We start from the raw sequence: 16,317 nt of genomic DNA, 5'->3' as shown, positions 1-16,317 counted from the left end.
CTGGATAGAACCCCCGGCGCCCGAAGATCAAGCGCCTGCGAGAGCCGCAATCCGCCGCGTCATCGGATTCTCCGGGTCGGCCAGGCCGGCGATCACCGTGAAATGGTTCGCGCCCTCGATTTCCTCGTAGCGCGTCTGCACGCCCTCCAGCCCCCAGACATCGACGAGGCGGCGGCTCTGCTTGTGATACTCGTCGCTCTCGGCGCCGCCTACGACGGCGTCCATCGTCAGGCGCGAGGGCGCAGGCCAGAACAGCGGGCTCTCCCGTTCCGCCGCCGCCATGTCGAGGCCCAGCGCCGTGTTGATGCTCGTCTCGGTCAGAGGCTTGAGGTTGTAGAGCCCCGAGATGCCATAGGCCGCCGGGACGAGCCGGTCGGGCAGGTCGGGGTCGACATTGTGCCAGTTGGTCGCCAGCGTGCAGGCGGACAGATGGCCGCCGGCCGAATGCCCGCTCGCGACCACCGGCAGACCATAGCGGCGCCACAGCGCAGCGGCGGCCTGCTGGAGTTCCCATACGATATGGCCGAGATGGACCTGGGGGCAGAGGTCGTAGCCGACGACCGCGACGGGCAGCCCCAGCCGGTTCAGCCCGCGGGCCATGTGCGAGAAGAAGCTGCGGTCTAGCGCCTGCCAGTAGCCGCCATGGATGAACATGACCAGGGCGTTGCCGCGCGCCGCCTCGGGCTTGAACAGGTCGTAGCTCTGGCGCTCGCCCTCGCCATAGGGAATGCCGAGCTCGCACGGCGCCGTGGCGCGATAGGCTGCGGCGTCGGCCTGCCAGCCAGCGATGATTCCCGGGTGCTCCGGCACGCGGGCCCGATTGTTGTACTCGGCCTCGTAATCGGGGGCGGTCGTCGTCTGATCCATGGGCGGCACCGTGGCAGCAGTTGCGGCTTTCCGCCACCGCTTTTGACAGCTTGCGTCGCCGGCGGCAAAAGCGGCGCATCTGCCGGTCGGGCAGCGGAGGTCGCCATGGAAAACCCAGTCCTCGCCGAAGTCACGCGCGGCAATGCCGTCGAATCGCGCCATCGCGGCGCGGCGGTCGTCATCGACGCCGATGGCGGCGTGGTGTTCTCCGCAGGCGACGTCGCGCGCCCCGTCTTTCCGCGTTCCGCCGTCAAGGCGATCCAGGGGCTGCCGCTGATCGAGAGCGGCGCCGCCGACCGTTACGGGCTGACCGATGCGGAGATCGCGCTCGCCGTTTCCTCGCATTCGGGCGAGCCGCGCCATGCCGAGACGTCGCTCGCCATGCTGAAGAAGGCCGGGCGCGATATCGGCTGTCTCGAATGCGGCGCGCACTGGCCGATGAACGAGGTGGCGGCGCGCGCTCTCGCGCGGTCCGGCGCCGAGCCCAGCGCGCTGAACAACAACTGCTCGGGCAAGCATGCCGGCTTCGTCTGCCTGTCTTGCGCGCTCGACGAGGATCCCGCCGGCTATGTCAGGCAGGGCCACGCCGTCCAGCAGGCGGTGCGGGGCGCGCTGGAGGAGGTCACCGGCGCGGAGCATTCCAGCGAGCGCATGGGCATCGACGGCTGCTCGATTCCCTCCTATGCTGTGCCGCTGACGGCGCTAGCGCTCGGTTTCGCCCGGTTCGGCACGGGCCATGGCTTCGGACCGGAGCGCGCCAGGGCGGCCGCCCGCATCCGGGCCGCCGCCGCGGCGCATCCCTTCATGGTCGCCGGCACCGATCGTTTCGACACGAAGCTGATGGGCCTGCTCGGCGCCCGTGCCTTCACCAAGACCGGCGCGGAGGGCGTCTACTGCGCCGCTCTGCCTGAATTGGGCTATGGCATCGCGCTCAAATGCGATGACGGCGCCGGTCGTGCCGCCGAGGTTGCGCTGGCGGCCCTGATCGGCCGCTTCCTGCCCATGGACGAGCCGACGCAGGCCGCCTTCGCTCCGCTGCGCGAGGCGGTGCTGAAGAACTGGAACGGCATCGAGGTCGGGCGCGTGAGAGCACCGGCTGACGGCTGACGGGTGACGGCCGGCGCTGTCTGTTGCCTTGCCGCACGACCGGGCCGCGTCAGCGGCCTCTGATCGCCAGTTCGCGTCCGATGGCCGCCAGCGCCCTCGCGAGCTGGCCGATTCCGGGCCGGAAACCGGCGACGCGCGCGGCGGGACGCGCGCCGGCTGCCGGTCGCGGCCACGGCACATGCACGAAGAGCACCGGCCGTCCTGCCGTGGCGGGGTGGCGGAGCGCCGCCGCATAGCTAGCGTCGCAGAGGTAGCGCCCCGCCGAAGGCGAAAGACGGCTGACGACCGCGTGGCGGCGCAGCTGCGCCAGAGCGACCGGCGCACGGCCTCTCGTGCGGCTGGGCAGGCCGGCGCTCCCTCTCGCACCGATCTTCGCAGGGGTCCGCCCGCTCGCATCCGGATGCAGGATGCTGGAGCGGCCCCGCGCGAAGAGTTCGACCCGGACGTGACGGGCACGGGCGGCGATGCCGAGCATCAAAAGCGCGCGCGGCCTGCTTGTTTCGATGTCTCGGATCAGCTGGGGCAGTCCGGTGCCGTAGCTGGTTTCCAGAACGAGGCTGCGCACGCTGAGGCCGGACCGGCGCAGCCGTTGGGCCACCGCATGCGCAAGCACGGTGGTCGGATTGACCCTCACTCGCGGAAACGGGCCGAAGCCGGTGACGAGCAGATCGGTATGCATCACGTCCTCACAGGCCCAGCGCCCGGGCGATCTCGTCGGCGGCGAGCGTCGGCGCCAGGGTGCCGGCAGCGACCGCCGCCTCCAGCGCGGGTGTCCGCGCCTTCAGCTCCGGGTCGCTTCGGAGCCTGGCCTGCAGCCGGTCCTGCACCATCGCCCACATCCATTTCACGTCCTGCCGGCGCCGCTTCTGCGTGATGAGGCCCTTCGCCTCGAAGCGGTGGCGGTGCGCCTCGATCTTCGACCAGAGCGCCTCGAGCCCTTCTCCCGTCAGGCCGGAAATCGTGACGACGGGCGTCGACCACAGCGGTGAGGCCGGGGCCAGGATATGCAGCGCCGCCTTGTATTGCGCTGCGGCGGCGCGCGCCGCGGTCGCTCCGGCCCCGTCGGCCTTGTTGACCGCGATCATGTCGGCCAGCTCGATGATGCCCTTCTTGATGCCCTGCAGTTCGTCGCCGGCATTCGGCAGCATCAACACGAGGAAGAAGTCGGTCAGGTCGGCGACCGCGGTCTCCGACTGGCCGACGCCGACCGTCTCGACCAAGATGACGTCGAACCCTGCGGCCTCGCACAGCAGCATGGTCTCGCGTGTCTTGGCGGCGACGCCGCCCAGCGTCCCGGACGAAGGCGAGGGCCGGATATAGGCGTGCGGATCGACGGCGAGCCGCGCCATCCGCGTCTTGTCGCCGAGGATGGAGCCGCCGGTCCGGGTCGAGGAGGGGTCGACCGCGAGAACCGCAACCTTATGCCCTTTTGCGGTCAGGTGGCTGCCGAGCGCGTCGATCGTGGTCGACTTGCCGACACCCGGAACGCCGGTGATCCCGACTCGGATCGCGCCGCCGGTATGGGGCAGCAGCTGCTGGACCAGCGACCGCGCCTGCTCGCGATGGTCGGCGCGGCGCGACTCCGCAAGTGTGATCGCGCGCGCCAGCGCCGCGCGATCACCCGCCAGGATGGCACGAGCCAGCGATTCTGTGCGGGAGATGGCTTCGACCATGGCGGTCAGTTAGCAAGCCGATGGAGCCGGCGGCAAGGCGCGGCGACCGCGCCTCCGTCGCGCGCCTGTCGTAATGTCATCTTGAACATTGGCCGCTTCGGTGAGACGAGAGCATCATGATCGGCGTGGCGGTGCGGTTCCGGGTCCTCCTTCTGGCGTTGGTCGCGCCTCTGCTGCTGGCCGCCTGCGGAACCCCGCGCGTCCTCGATATCAGCGAGGCGTCCAGGCAGGAAATCGCCGGCAAGGTCGAGATTTATGTCGCGACGACGCGCGAGACCTCGCCGCCGCCGGTCTACTTCGATGGCGAGCGCGCCTCGAAGCTGGCCTTCGCCAAGCTCGAGATCACGGTGCCGCGGATCCACAAGCCGGGGCAGCTCGAATTGCCCGCATCGGGCCCCGGCGACCCCGCGAAGCATTTCGCTGCGATCAACATCCAGCGGCTCGACCTTGCCCCGGTCGTTGCCGACGTCCGGCGGGAGATCCTGCGCCGCCCGGCAGGCGAGCGGGACGTGCTGGTCTTCGTCCATGGCTACAACACGAATTTCGCCGACGCGGTGTATCGCTTTGCCCAGATCGTCTACGATTCCGGCTTCAAGGGCGTGCCGGTGCTGTTTTCCTGGCCTTCCCGCGGCCAGTTGCTCGCCTACCCCTACGACCGCGAAAGCGCCTACTACTCGCGCGATTTCCTCGAGGCCAACCTGCGGGGCATCGCGCGCGACATCGGACCCGGCCGCATGGACATCCTCGCCCATTCCATGGGCACGATCCTGACGCTGGAAACCTTGCGCCAGGCGGCAATTCGCGGAGACGGCACCTTCGGCGGCAAGCTGCGCGACGTGATGCTCGCCGCACCCGACGTCGACCTCGACGTCTTCAAGACACTGATGCACGTCATCCGGCGGCCGGTGACCGTCTTCGTCTCGGCGGACGACCGCGCACTCGACTTCTCGCGCCGCTTCGCCGGCGACAAGACCCGTCTTGGAGCCGTCTCGGCCAAGGACACCGAGACGATCGCCGAGCTCGAGAAGCTCGGGGCGCATATCATCGACCTCTCGGAGGTCTCGTCGGGCGATGGCCTGAATCACGCCAAATTCGCCTCGTCGCCAAAGGTGGTGCAGCTCATCGGTAACAGGCTGAGGCAGGACCGGGGCATCGGCTTCGCCGGTCCGCAGCTGGGCGACCGGCTGGGCGACATTGCCGGCGGCGTCGTCGGTACGGTCGGTTCTACGGTCGGGCTGGTGGTCTCGCCGGTCACGATCATCTCGGGCGCGCAATGATGTGATCCCGGCGGCACGGCTCGGCTGCTTTTGATCAAGGCGCGGGCTTTGCCGCATTCTGGCCGCCTTGGCCTGCCCTTAAGGCCGGATCGCCCCGAACCGTTCTCTCGCCTGATCCGGATGTCTGCTCCCATGCCTGTCACAAGGCGCGACTTTTCACGGGCCTCGCTGGCTCTCGCCTCGTTGTTGCCGCTGGGGCTTTCGGCCTGTGCTCAGAGCGAGGCGACCGTCTCGCCCTTTTCCGAGCCCGAGCGGTCGGACCTTTCGGCGCTCGGCAAGGACCCGCGCCTGCTGGTGATGACGACGCGCCGATCGGTCGGCAACGCCGCCCCCTTTTTCGGGAGCGATCGCGGACCTTTGACCTTTGCCGAGGTCAGGCTGTCGCCTCCCGGCCGCGGCATTGCCGGGCGGGTCTCCTCGGCGGTGGCAGGCGACTGGGCGATCCTCGGCATCGAGCGCGAGACCGCGACGGACGCCCCACGGGTGTTCTCGAACGCCGCCAACGGCCGTGACGTGCTGCTTTATGTCCATGGCTACAATGAAAGCTTCGAGTCCGCCGTCCGCAGTGCGGGCCAATTGTCGCATTCGCTGCGCTTCCAGGGGCGCACGGCGCTGTTCACCTGGCCCTCGGGTGGCAAGCTGCTCGACTATGCCTATGATCGCGAGAGCGCGCTGTGGTCCCGCGATGGTTTCGTCGAAAGCCTGCGAGCTCTCGTCGCCAACCCCACCATCGGACGCATCCATATCGTCGCCCATTCGATGGGGACCTTCCTGACGCTGGAGGGGCTGCGCGAACTGCGCGATTCGCCGGACGTCTATGCGCGTATCGGTTCCGTCGTCCTGGCCTCGCCCGATGTCGATATCGACGCCTTCGAGCAGACCGTGAAGAAGATCGCGCCGCTGGCGCGGCGCATCACGGTCATCATCGATCCGGACGACCGCGCCCTGGCCGTTTCGGCCCGTATCGCCGGGGGCGTGGCGAGGGCGGGAGCGGCCGACCGGGCCCGCCTCGACGCGCTCGGTATCCGTGTCGCCGATACGGCCGGCCGCGGCTGGAGCCTGTTGCGGCATGATCTCTTCCTCTCGGACAGCGAAGTGACGCAGGTCGTGCGCCGCGCCATGGATCGCGGAGAGAATTGAGGACGGTCCGGCATCGCGGACAGGTCAGATCGGTGGCAGGCCCGAGCGCTTCTTGATCGTCGCGAGCGCGAAGTTGGATTCGACCGACTGGATGCATTTCAGCCGCGTCACCTTCTGCTTCAGGAAGCGCTCATAGCCCTCGATGCCGTCGGTAACGATGCGCAGCAGGTAGTCCTGCGAGCCGGTCATCAGGTAGCACTCCGCCACCTCGCTCCAGCTCTCGATCGCCTTCTCGAATTCGGCGATATGTTCCTGATTTTGCTGGATCAGCCGCACCGAGACGAAGACGCTGAAGGGCAGGCCATAGGCCTTCGGGTCGACGACGGCCGTATAGCCCTGGATGACGCCGGTCTCTTCCAGCCGCTTCAGGCGGCGCAGGCACGGCGTCGGCGAAAGGCCGACCTTCTGCGAGAGTTCCTGGTTGGTGATGCGCCCGTCCTCGCGCAGCAGGGCGAGAATGCGGCGGTCGATCGTATCGAGCATCATATGCTCCATTTTGGCTCAGTGTGAGCAGAAACATGCAGATGAAGCCATAACGCGAGTGTGATCGACCAAGCAATCGCGTCCATGCAGGATTATCCTGACCGCAGGACAAAGATGCGCCGGACCGCGGGAGGACAACCATGAGCAACGACGGCTATCACAAGGACCGGATCGCCAACCGCAAGCTGCACCCCGAGACGCTGATGATGGGCTTCGGCTATTCGCCGGCCATGTCGGAAGGCTCGCTCAAGCCGCCGGTCTTCCTCACATCGACCTTCGTCTTCGAGAACGCCCAGCAGGGCAAGGATTTCTTCGATCTCACGGCCGGACGCCGCCAGCTCAAGCCCGGCGAGAAATCCGGCCTGGTCTATTCGCGCTTCAACCATCCCAACATGGAAATCCTCGAGGATCGCCTGGCGATCTGGGACGAGGCCGAGAAATGCGCCGTCTTCGCCTCGGGCATGGCCGCGATCGCGACGACCTGCTTCGCTTTCCTGCGCCCGGGCGACACGATCATCCATTCGCGCCCGCTCTATGGCGGCACCGAGACCCTGCTGAAGAACCAGATGGGGGCTTTCGGCGTCACGCCGTTCGGCTTCACCGATGGGCTCGATGTCGCTCAGATGCGCCAGGTCGCGAAGGAAGCGGCTGCCAAAGGCCGCGTCGCGATGATCCTGGTGGAGACACCGGCCAACCCGACCAACGGCCTCGTCGATCTCGCCGCCTGCAAGATGATCGCCGACGAGCTGGAGACCTCGCAGGGACACCGCCCGCCCGTCGTCGTCGACAACACCATGCTCGGCCCGAAATACCAGAAGCCGCTGAAGCAGGGCGCCGATCTCTCGCTGCTCTCGCTGACCAAATATGTCGGTGGCCATTCCGACCTCGTCGGTGGCTCGATCAGCGGCTCCGAGGCTTTGGTCCGGCAGGTGAAGAGCTGGCGCGGCTCGCTCGGCACGCAGCTCGATCCCAATTCCTGCTGGATGCTGATGCGCTCGCTCGAGACGCTCGATATCCGCATGAGCCGCGCCAACGAGAACGCCAAGCTCGTCGCCGAATATCTGGAGAGCCATCCGAAGGTGGCGAAGGTCCATTATCTCGGCAATCTCAAGGACGGCGATCCGCGCAAGGCGGTCTTCGACCGGCAGTGCACGGCGGCGGGCTCGACCTTCGCCTTCGACGTCAAGGGCGGCGAGAAGGAAGCTTTCGCCGTGCTCGACAATCTCCAGATCATGAAGCTCGCGGTCAGCCTTGGCGGCACCGAGACGCTGGTCTCGCATCCGGCGGCGATGACCCATTCCGGCGTCGCCCGCGAATTGCGCGAGGAGATCGGCCTGACCGACGCGCTGATCCGCATCTCGGTCGGCATCGAGAACATTGAGGACCTGATCTCGGATCTGGCGCAGGCCTTCGAAGCGGTTTGAGGAGGCTCAGACCCCGACCCGCCCCCAGCCCGGCAGCTTCAGCGCCGGGCTGCGCAGATCGAGCCCGGCCACCAGCCCGAGGATGTTGACCTCGATGCCCTCGACCCAGCCGACCGTGACGCCGGCCAGCCCGTAGAGCGAAGCCTGAAATCCGGTGCGGCTCGGCGTGAACCCGGCGAACAGGCCGCTCTCGCGCCAGTCTTTACCGATGGCGGTTGGCGGCAGGGCCTGACGCAGTTCCGGTACTTCGGTCAGCACATGCTGGACGAAGCTGTTGGAGTTCGGACCCGGCCATGCAAGGTAGCTGCCGGGTTGCGAATAGGCATAGCTGGCCACCGCGGCGCGGATGCGCGGGATCAGGCGCTCCGCCTCTTCGCCTCGAATCTCGGCCACGAGTTCCGGTGTATTGCCGAACCAGCGTCCGTCTGCCTCGCGATGGTTGACGCGCACCGGCATGCCCCAGCCGACGACGTCGAAGCGCGTATAGCCGGAGGCATTGGCCTCCTTCACCACGACCCAGGAATGATGCGCGAAGATGCCGCGCCAGCGGCCGACGCGGGCCGCGAAGATGTGCACGCTCGCGTCGGGTTCGATCGCGGCGGCTGGCAGGAGCCTGACGCTGGTCCAATCGGCCTGACGCCAGTCCGGCGCGTGGGTCTGCCAGAGCCACCAGCCGGCATGGCTCGCGACCGGCAGCAGGAAGACGAGGGCGAAGACCAGCAGGAAACGGCGGAGAAAGCGCATCGGGCACGGTATGTGCAAGGTCATGCAGGCCGGCAAGCACGGGGCCGATCACGCTTGCGTCAGTCTCCGGAGGCTTTCCCTGGCCGCTTGTCTGTGTGCAGGCGAGCGGTCGTCCCCGCTGGCGGTTGATGGCCGGGGGAAAGCTGGTAGCGTGCGCCGGAATGCGATGGAGGGGCAGATTGAGCAGGACGAAGAAACGTTTGGCCGGGATTATCGCGGCCTGTGCGATCGGACTGGGACTTCTCTCGGCGCCGGCCGCGGCGCAGGACAAGCAACTCCGGATCTTCAACTGGTCCGACTATGTCGATCCCGAGGTGCTCGACGCCTTCAAGAAGGAAACCGGGATCACGGTCGTCTACGATACCTTTGACCAGATGGAGACGGTCGAGACCAAGCTGCTGGCCGGCAAGACCGGTTATGACCTGATCGTCGTCACGGCCTCCTTCCTGCCGCGCCACATCCCGCTCGGCCTCTACCAGCCGGTCGACAAGGCCAAGATACCGAACCTCAAGAACATCTGGCCCGAGATCCAGACGCGGCTGGCCAAATACGACCCCGGCAACACCTACGCCGTGAACTACATGTGGGGCACCACGGGGATCGGCTACAACCTCGCGAAGATCAAGGAACGCCTCGGCCCCGATGCGGTGGTCGACAGCTGGAAGATCGTCTTCGAGCCGGAACAGCTCAAGAAGCTCTCCAATTGCGGCGTCCATGTGCTGGATGCAACCGAGGAGATGTTTCCCGCGGCGCTGCGCTATCTCGGGCTCGACCCGGATTCGAAGAAGGAAGCCGATCTCAACAAGGCCGGCGAATTGCTGCGCAAGATCCGGCCCTATATCCAGAAATTCCACTCGTCGGAGTACATCAACGCGCTGGCCAACGGCGATATCTGCCTGGCGGTCGGCTATTCCGGCGACATCCTGCAGGCCAAGAAGCGGGCCGAGGAGGCCAAGAACGGCGTCCAGATCGGCTATTCCATCCCGAAGGAAGGCGCGCTGATGTGGTTCGATTCCTTCGTGGTCCCGAAGGATGCGGCCAATGTCGATGCCGCGCTGAAGTTCATCGACTTCGTCAACAAGCCCGAGATGGCGGCGAAGAACTCGGACTTCATCCAGTACGCCAACGGCAACATCGCCTCGAAGCCGCTCCTCTCGGCGGCCCTGCGCGACAACCCCGGCGTCTATCCGCCGGACGAGGTGATGGGGCGGCTCTACACCATCACGCCCTATGACCAGAAGTCGCAGCGGCTGGTCAACCGGCTCTGGACGCGCATCAAGACCGGCAAGTGATCGCTTCCGGACAGGGCGCGGCCGTCATGAAGAAGACCTCGCCCGGCAGCGTGCGCCGGGCCTTCCAGCCCTGGAACGACCCGGCCGCAAAGCCGCTGGTCGAATTCCGGGGAGTGACCCGGCGCTTCGGCAACGTCACCGCCGTCGGCGATCTCTCGCTCTCGCTCTACCCGCGCGAGTTCTTCGCGCTGCTGGGCCCGTCCGGCTGCGGCAAGACCACGCTGATGCGCATGCTCGCCGGCTTCGAGAGGCCGGACGAGGGTGCGATCCTGCTCGATGGGCAGGACGTCACCGCCGTGCCGCCGCATCTGCGGCCGGTCAACATGATGTTCCAGTCCTATGCGCTGTTCCCGCATCTCAGTGTCGCCGGCAACATCGCCTACGGCTTGAAGCGCGAGGGCTTGCCGCGCGCCGAAATCGCCCGCCGCGTCGAGGAGATGCTGGGGCTGGTGAAGCTCTCCGGCCTTGGAGGGCGCAAGCCGCATCAGCTCTCCGGCGGCCAGCGCCAGCGCGTCGCGCTCGCCCGCTCGCTCGCCAAGCGGCCGAAGCTCCTGCTGCTCGACGAGCCGATGGCGGCGCTCGACCGCAAGCTGCGCGAGCAGACCCAGTTCGAGCTGATGGACCTGCAGAGCGAGCTCGGTCTGACCTTCATGGTCGTCACCCACGACCAGGACGAGGCGATGACCATGGCCGACCGCATGGCGGTGATGGACCATGGCAAGCTCGTCCAGATCGGCCCGCCCGACGTGATCTACGAGGCGCCGGCCAATCGCCATGTCGCGGAGTTCGTCGGTGACATCAATATCTTCGAGGGTAAGATCGCGGCCGTCGAGGGCGAGCTGGTCCGGGCCGAGGTTCCGCATGTCGGCACCGTCGAACTCGACGAGGAGGCGCGGGCGCTGAAGCCGGGCGAGGTGCTCGTCATCGGCATCCGGCCCGAGAAGATCGAGATCGCTCATGACGAGCCGGGCCAGGGCGTCAACAAGGTCGCGGGCGAGATCTGGGATATCGGCTATCTCGGCGACTTCACCATGATCCAGGTGATGCTGGGTGGGCAGGATGAACAGGGAAAAGGTGGCCAGCTCGTCAAGGTTGCGCTCGCCAACCGCACGCGCCGGATGGCTAGGCCCTTCGCCTGGGACGACAAGGTCTGGCTCTCCTGGGATGTTGAGGCCGGCGTGGTTCTGCCGCCATGAGCGCGGTCGCCTCGCTGCAGCGGCTGCGCCGGCTGGTCGTGGCCGTGCCGTATCTCTGGCTCGCGCTGTTCTTCCTCGCGCCCTTCGCCATCGTGCTGCGCATGGCCTTCTCGCAGGCCGCGACGGCGCTGCCGCCCTATGCGCCGCATTGGGAGGGTTTGGCCCAACTCGGCGATTTCCTGTCGCAGCTCGGCCTCGACAATTTTCAGTTGCTGACCGACGATCCGCTCTACTGGCAGAGCTATCTCTATTCGCTGCGGCTGGCGGCGATGACGACGCTCGTCGCGCTCGCGATCGGCTATCCGCTGGCCTATGCCATGGCCTCCGCACCGCCTCGCTGGCGCGGCGCGCTGCTTGTCCTCGTCATCCTGCCGTTCTGGACCTCCTTCCTGATCCGCGTCTATGCCTGGATCGGCATCCTGAGGCCCGAAGGGCTGCTCGATGCGGCGCTTGGGCTGCTCGGTCTGGAAGGGGAGCCGCTGCGCCTGCTCAACACCGAGACGGCCGTGCTGATCGGCATGGTCTATTCCTATCTGCCCTTCATGGTGCTGCCGCTCTTCGCCACGCTGGAGAAGCTCGATCGCGGCCTGCTCGAAGCGGCGGCCGATCTCGGCGCGACGCCGCTGACGGCCTTTTTCACCGTGACGCTGCCGTTGTCGCTGCCCGGCATTCTCGCCGGATCGGCGCTCGTCTTCGTCCCTGCCGTGGGCGAATTCGTCATCCCCGACCTGCTCGGCGGCCCCGATACGGTGATGATCGGCAAGGTGCTCTGGAGCGAGTTCTTCTCGAATCGTGACTGGCCTTTGGCCTCGGCGGTGGCGGTGGTGCTGCTCGTCGTGTTGGTCCTGCCGCTGGTGCTGCTGCAGCGCGCCCGGTTGAAGCGGGAGTTGGCGGCATGAAGCGCCTCGGCCCCGGCCTCATCCTGGCGCTGATCCTCGGCTTCGCCTTCCTCTACCTCCCGATCGTCACGCTGATCGCCTATTCCTTCAACGCCTCGCGCCTCGTCACGGTCTGGGGCGGCTTCTCGACGCATTGGTACGGCGCCCTGATGGCAAACGAGCCGCTGCTCGACGCTGCTTGGCTCTCGATCCGCCTCGGCATCGTCTCGGCGACGCTGGCGACGGCGCTCGGCACGCTGGCGGCGCTGGCGTTGACGCGTCATGGGCGCTTCCTCGGGCGGACGCTGTTTTCCGGCATGGTGCTGGCGCCGCTGGTCATGCCCGAGGTGGTGACGGGTCTTTCGCTGCTGCTGCTTTTCGTGGCTGTCGATGTCGAGCGCGGCTTCTGGACCGTGACCGTCGCGCACGCCACTTTCAGCCTGGGCTTTGCCTGCATCGTCGTGCAATCGCGACTGGCCGGCTTCGATCGTTCGCTCGAGGAGGCCGCGCAGGATCTCGGCGCCACGCCTTTCGTCACCTTCTGGACCGTGACCCTGCCGCTGATCTGGCCGGCGGTGGCGGCGGCATGGATGCTCTCCTTCACGCTCTCGCTCGACGATCTCGTCGTGGCGAGCTTCACCACCGGCCCCGGCGCGACCACGCTGCCGATGCGGCTCTATTCGGCGGTGAAGCTCGGCGTCTCGCCCGAGATCAATGCCGCCTGCACGATCATGATCGCCGCCGTGGCGGTCGTCGTGGTTGCCGCTTCGGTCCTGCTCAAGCGCGAACAGCTCTCCGCCAGTTAAACACGGGCTGAACGGCGCCCTCAAAACCCGTTCAGCGATGACCTGCGAATGTCCGATCCGTGGCGGGGATTTGCCCCGCCGGAACAGGACATCGACCATGCTTGGCCATCGCGCCCGGATCGGCTTTACCGCCCTTGCTCTCGGCGGCGTCGCGCTCGCCTTCTCTGCTTTCGTTGGAGCGGGCACCGCCCAGGCCTTCGGCGGCCGCTACGAGCGCGGCTATGAGCGCCCGGCTTACGACTACGGCTGGCGCCCGACGCCGCCCGCTGTCCATGGCTTCTGGGGCCAGCGCCGCTGGCATCGCTATTCTGACGGTTTCGACATGCGGCCGCCTCCGCCGCGCTACGGCTATGGTTACGGCTGGCGGTAAGTGTCGCCACGCCGGTCGTAATCATGGGGCGGGCGCGGCCTTCGGGCAGCGCCCGCCTTTCTTTTCATGCTATTCCGCCGCCGTCCGCTGCACATAGCCCAGCCGCTCGTTGAGCTCCTGCAGCAGCTTTTCGGCGGCGTCAGCTATGACGGTGCCGGGCGGGAAGATCGCCGAGGCGCCGGCCGCGATCAGCGCATCGAAATCCTGCGGCGGGACGACGCCGCCGACGACGATCATGATGTCGGGCCGGCCGGCCTTGGCGAGCGCGGCCTTCAATTCCGGCACCAGCGTCAGATGCCCTGCCGCGAGCGAGGAGACGCCGACGATATGGACGTCGTTCTCGACTGCCTGGCGCGCCGCCTCTTCGGGAGTGGCGAAGAGGGGGCCGATATCGACGTCGAAGCCGAGATCGGCGAAGGCCGAGGCGATAACCTTCTGGCCGCGATCGTGCCCGTCCTGCCCCATCTTGGCGACGAGGATGCGCGGGCGGCGCCCATCGGCCTCCTCGAACGCCTCGCACATCAACTGGACGCGCGTGACGGCTGGGTTCATCTCGCCGACCTCCCGCTTGTAGACCCCCGATATCGCCTTGATCTCGGCCCGGTGGCGCCCGAACACCTTCTCCATCGCCAGTGAGATCTCGCCGACGGTGGCCTTGGCCCGCGCCGCCTTGACCGCGAGTTCGAGCAGGTTGCCGTTGCCGGCCGCGCCATTGGTCAGCGCCGTCAGGGCGGCCTCGACCTCGGTCTCGTTGCGCTCGGCCTTGAGACGTTTGAGCTTGTCGAGCTGCTGGGCGCGCACCGAGGCATTGTCGACCTTCAGCACTTCGATGGCAGCTTCATTGTCCGGCTTGTAGCAGTTGACGCCGATGATCGCCTGCTGGCCGGCATCGATGCGAGCCTGCGTCTTGGCGGCGGCCTCCTCGATGCGCAGCTTCGGGATGCCGGCCTCGATCGCCTTGGCCATGCCCCCGAGCTTCTCGACCTCCTGGATATGGCCCCAGGCCTTCTCGGCCAGTTCGGCAGTGAGCCGCTCGACATAATAGGAGCCGCCCCAGGGATCGATGATCCGGGTCGTGCCGCTCTCCTGCTGCAGCAGGATCTGGGTGTTACGGGCGATGCGGGCCGAGAAGTCGGTCGGCAGGGCCAAGGCCTCGTCGAGCGCGTTGGTGTGCAGCGACTGGGTGTGACCCTGCGTCGCCGCCATCGCCTCGATCATCGTGCGCGGCACGTTGTTGAACACGTCCTGCGCCGTCAGCGACCAGCCCGAGGTCTGGCTATGCGTGCGCAGCGGCAGGGACTTCTCGTTGGTAGGGCCGAAATCCTTGACGAGCTTGGCCCAGAGCAACCGGGCGGCGCGCATCTTGGCGACTTCCATGAAGAAGTTCATCCCGATGGCCCAGAAGAAGGACAGGCGCGGCGCGAAGGCATCCACGGAGAGGCCTGCCCGTTGCCCGGCGCGGATATATTCGACGCCGTCGGCGAGCGTGTAGCCGAGCTCGAGGTCCTGCGTCGCCCCCGCTTCCTGCATGTGGTAGCCGGAGATCGAGATCGAGTTGAACTTCGGCATGTTCGCCGAGGTGAAGGCGAAGATGTCACCGATGATCCGCATCGAGGGCGAGGGCGGGTAGATATAGGTATTCCGGACCATGAACTCCTTGAGGATGTCGTTCTGGATCGTCCCCGAGAGCCTGGCCTGCGGCACGCCCTGTTCTTCCGCCGCGACGATGTAGAGCGCCAGAACCGGCAGCACGGCGCCGTTCATCGTCATCGACACGCTCATCTGGTCGAGCGGGATGCCGGAGAACAGCGTGCGCATGTCGTAGATCGAATCGATCGCGACGCCAGCCATGCCGACATCGCCGGCGACGCGCGGGTGGTCGGAATCGTAGCCGCGATGGGTGGCGAGGTCGAAGGCGACCGAAAGCCCCTTCTGCCCTGCCGCGAGGTTGCGCCGGTAGAAGGCGTTGGAATCCTCGGCCGTGGAGAAGCCGGCATATTGCCGGATCGTCCAGGGCTGGTTGACATACATGGTCGGGTAGGGGCCCCGCAGATAGGGCGGCAGGCCTGGCAGGCTGTCGACAAAGGGCAGGCCGGCGCGGTCCTCCGGCCCGTAGGCCGGCTTCACCGGAATCTCCTCCGGCGTCAGCCAGGCTTCGCCGGTGGGCACCGGGGCCGATACGGGCGCCTTGCCGCTGGCGAAGGCGAGCTTCGTGAAGTCCGGGATCGCGGTCATGGCTTGCTCCCGCTCTTGCCCCACCAATGGTGGAAATGATGCACCGGTCCGTGGCCATGGCCAACCGCAACCTGATCGGCGGCGGCAATGGCGGCCGAAATATAGCTCTTGGCGTTGCCGACCGCCTCCGGCAGCGTCTGCCCCTTGGCGAGGTTCGCGGCGATCGCCGATGAGAGGGTGCAGCCGGTGCCATGCGTGTTGCGGGTTTCGACGCGCGGCGCATTGAAGCGCTGGCGCGATCCGCCCGCCAGCCGCAGCAGGTCGCTGCTGACGTCGCCGCCACCATGGCCGCCCTTGATCAGCACATTGGCGGCGCCGAGCGCCGCCAGCCGATCCGCCTGATCCTCGACGGCCTCGTCGGTCGCGGCGGCGCTGGAACCGAGCAGGGCGGCAGCTTCCGGCAGGTTCGGCGTGATGAGCGTGGCGAGCGGGAACAGATGCTTGCGGATCGCCTCGACCGCGGAGGCTTCGAGAAGCCGCGCGCCCGAGGCGGCGATCATCACCGGGTCGAGCACGACATTCCTCGCGCCATGGCGCTGCAGCCCCGCCGCGACGGTCTCGATCAGTTCGGCCGTCGCCAGCATGCCGATCTTGACCGCGCCGACGTCGAGATCCTCGAACACGGCCTGCATCTGCTTCGCGACGAAATCGCGCGGCACAGCATGGATGGCGCTGACACCCTTCGTATTTTGCGCCGTCAGCGCGACGATGACGCTGGCGCCATAGACCTGATGCGCCGCAAAGGTCTTGAGGTCGGCCTGGATGCCGGCGCCGCCGCTGGAATCAGAGCCGGCGATGGTCAGGGCGATGGCGGTCACTGCATCT

Annotated in this window: 16 protein-coding genes; 9 read left to right on the top strand and 7 right to left on the bottom strand. The window is 67.1% G+C overall.

Features of this window, described 5'->3' with window-relative positions:
• Positions 1-27 precede the first annotated feature (27 nt).
• Positions 28-867: an alpha/beta hydrolase gene (locus tag BGO20_RS08320; protein ID WP_291661395.1), complete on the bottom strand. Its 840-nt coding sequence runs from the start codon at positions 865-867 to the stop codon at positions 28-30.
• 105 nt (positions 868-972) lie between these two features.
• On the opposite strand from BGO20_RS08320, the gene BGO20_RS08315 reads away from it, so the two are divergent.
• The gene (locus tag BGO20_RS08315; RefSeq protein WP_291661394.1) at positions 973-1,974 is read left to right on the top strand and encodes an asparaginase; all 1,002 of its coding nucleotides are present in this window, start codon (positions 973-975) and stop codon (positions 1,972-1,974) included.
• Positions 1,975-2,023: 49 nt separating this feature from the next.
• On the opposite strand, the gene BGO20_RS08310 is transcribed toward BGO20_RS08315, so the two are convergent.
• Both BGO20_RS08310 and meaB read right to left on the bottom strand, forming a co-directional pair.
• A complete protein-coding gene (locus tag BGO20_RS08310; protein WP_291661392.1) occupies positions 2,024-2,653 on the bottom strand; it encodes a pyroglutamyl-peptidase I family protein in 630 nt (209 codons plus the stop codon).
• Positions 2,654-2,660: 7 nt separating this feature from the next.
• A complete protein-coding gene (meaB, locus tag BGO20_RS08305; RefSeq protein ID WP_291661391.1) occupies positions 2,661-3,647 on the bottom strand; it encodes a methylmalonyl Co-A mutase-associated GTPase MeaB in 987 nt (328 codons plus the stop codon).
• Between the two features lie 116 nt (positions 3,648-3,763).
• On the opposite strand from meaB, the gene BGO20_RS08300 reads away from it, so the two are divergent.
• Both BGO20_RS08300 and BGO20_RS08295 read left to right on the top strand, forming a co-directional pair.
• Entirely contained in the window at positions 3,764-4,924 is a 1,161-nt protein-coding gene (locus tag BGO20_RS08300; RefSeq protein WP_291661389.1) for an alpha/beta hydrolase, read from the top strand.
• Between the two features lie 132 nt (positions 4,925-5,056).
• Positions 5,057-6,064: an alpha/beta hydrolase gene (locus BGO20_RS08295; protein WP_291661388.1), complete on the top strand. Its 1,008-nt coding sequence runs from the start codon at positions 5,057-5,059 to the stop codon at positions 6,062-6,064.
• Positions 6,065-6,088: 24 nt separating this feature from the next.
• Here the strand turns inward: BGO20_RS08295 and BGO20_RS08290 are convergent, their stop codons facing one another.
• A complete protein-coding gene (locus BGO20_RS08290) occupies positions 6,089-6,559 on the bottom strand; it encodes an Lrp/AsnC family transcriptional regulator (RefSeq protein ID WP_465246011.1) in 471 nt (156 codons plus the stop codon).
• 128 nt (positions 6,560-6,687) lie between these two features.
• Here BGO20_RS08290 and BGO20_RS08285 point away from each other — a divergent pair, with 128 nt between their 5' ends.
• Positions 6,688-7,971: a cystathionine gamma-synthase family protein gene (locus tag BGO20_RS08285; protein WP_291661386.1), complete on the top strand. Its 1,284-nt coding sequence runs from the start codon at positions 6,688-6,690 to the stop codon at positions 7,969-7,971.
• A 6-nt stretch (positions 7,972-7,977) separates the two neighbouring features.
• Here the strand turns inward: BGO20_RS08285 and BGO20_RS08280 are convergent, their stop codons facing one another.
• On the bottom strand, positions 7,978-8,715 hold the full coding sequence (locus BGO20_RS08280) for a DUF3750 domain-containing protein (protein WP_291661385.1): 738 nt from the start codon (positions 8,713-8,715) through the stop codon (positions 7,978-7,980).
• Positions 8,716-8,876: 161 nt separating this feature from the next.
• Between BGO20_RS08280 and BGO20_RS08275 the strand changes: the two genes are divergently transcribed.
• The 5 genes from BGO20_RS08275 (at position 8,877) to BGO20_RS08255 (ending at position 13,257) form a co-directional block, all read left to right on the top strand.
• Positions 8,877-10,007 (top strand): polyamine ABC transporter substrate-binding protein, encoded by a 1,131-nt coding sequence (locus BGO20_RS08275; protein WP_465246010.1) that lies wholly within the window; start codon positions 8,877-8,879, stop codon positions 10,005-10,007.
• Between the two features lie 26 nt (positions 10,008-10,033).
• Positions 10,034-11,203, top strand: coding sequence for an ABC transporter ATP-binding protein (locus tag BGO20_RS08270; RefSeq protein ID WP_291661720.1), 1,170 nt, complete (start codon positions 10,034-10,036; stop codon positions 11,201-11,203).
• Positions 11,200-12,102: an ABC transporter permease subunit gene (locus tag BGO20_RS08265; protein ID WP_291661382.1), complete on the top strand. Its 903-nt coding sequence runs from the start codon at positions 11,200-11,202 to the stop codon at positions 12,100-12,102. Before BGO20_RS08270 ends, BGO20_RS08265 begins: the two co-directional genes overlap by 4 nt.
• Positions 12,099-12,887: an ABC transporter permease gene (locus tag BGO20_RS08260; RefSeq protein ID WP_291661381.1), complete on the top strand. Its 789-nt coding sequence runs from the start codon at positions 12,099-12,101 to the stop codon at positions 12,885-12,887. Before BGO20_RS08265 ends, BGO20_RS08260 begins: the two co-directional genes overlap by 4 nt.
• 97 nt (positions 12,888-12,984) lie before the next feature.
• Entirely contained in the window at positions 12,985-13,257 is a 273-nt protein-coding gene (locus tag BGO20_RS08255; RefSeq protein ID WP_291661380.1) for a hypothetical protein, read from the top strand.
• 69 nt (positions 13,258-13,326) lie between these two features.
• Here the strand turns inward: BGO20_RS08255 and scpA are convergent, their stop codons facing one another.
• Positions 13,327-15,492 (bottom strand): methylmalonyl-CoA mutase, encoded by a 2,166-nt coding sequence (scpA, locus tag BGO20_RS08250; protein WP_291661379.1) that lies wholly within the window; start codon positions 15,490-15,492, stop codon positions 13,327-13,329.
• Positions 15,489-16,310 carry a bifunctional hydroxymethylpyrimidine kinase/phosphomethylpyrimidine kinase gene (gene thiD / locus BGO20_RS08245; protein WP_291661378.1) on the bottom strand — a complete coding sequence of 274 codons (822 nt, stop codon included), beginning with the start codon at positions 16,308-16,310 and terminating at the stop codon, positions 15,489-15,491. The genes scpA and thiD overlap by 4 nt, the downstream gene beginning before the upstream one ends.
• Positions 16,311-16,317: the final 7 nt, after the last annotated feature.

The organism is Allobosea sp. 67-29, assembly GCF_001898115.1.
Taxonomy (GTDB): Bacteria; Pseudomonadota; Alphaproteobacteria; order Rhizobiales; family Beijerinckiaceae; genus Allobosea.
Note: the sequence above shows the minus strand (reverse complement) of the source record. Positions and strands in the feature narration are given on the sequence as shown.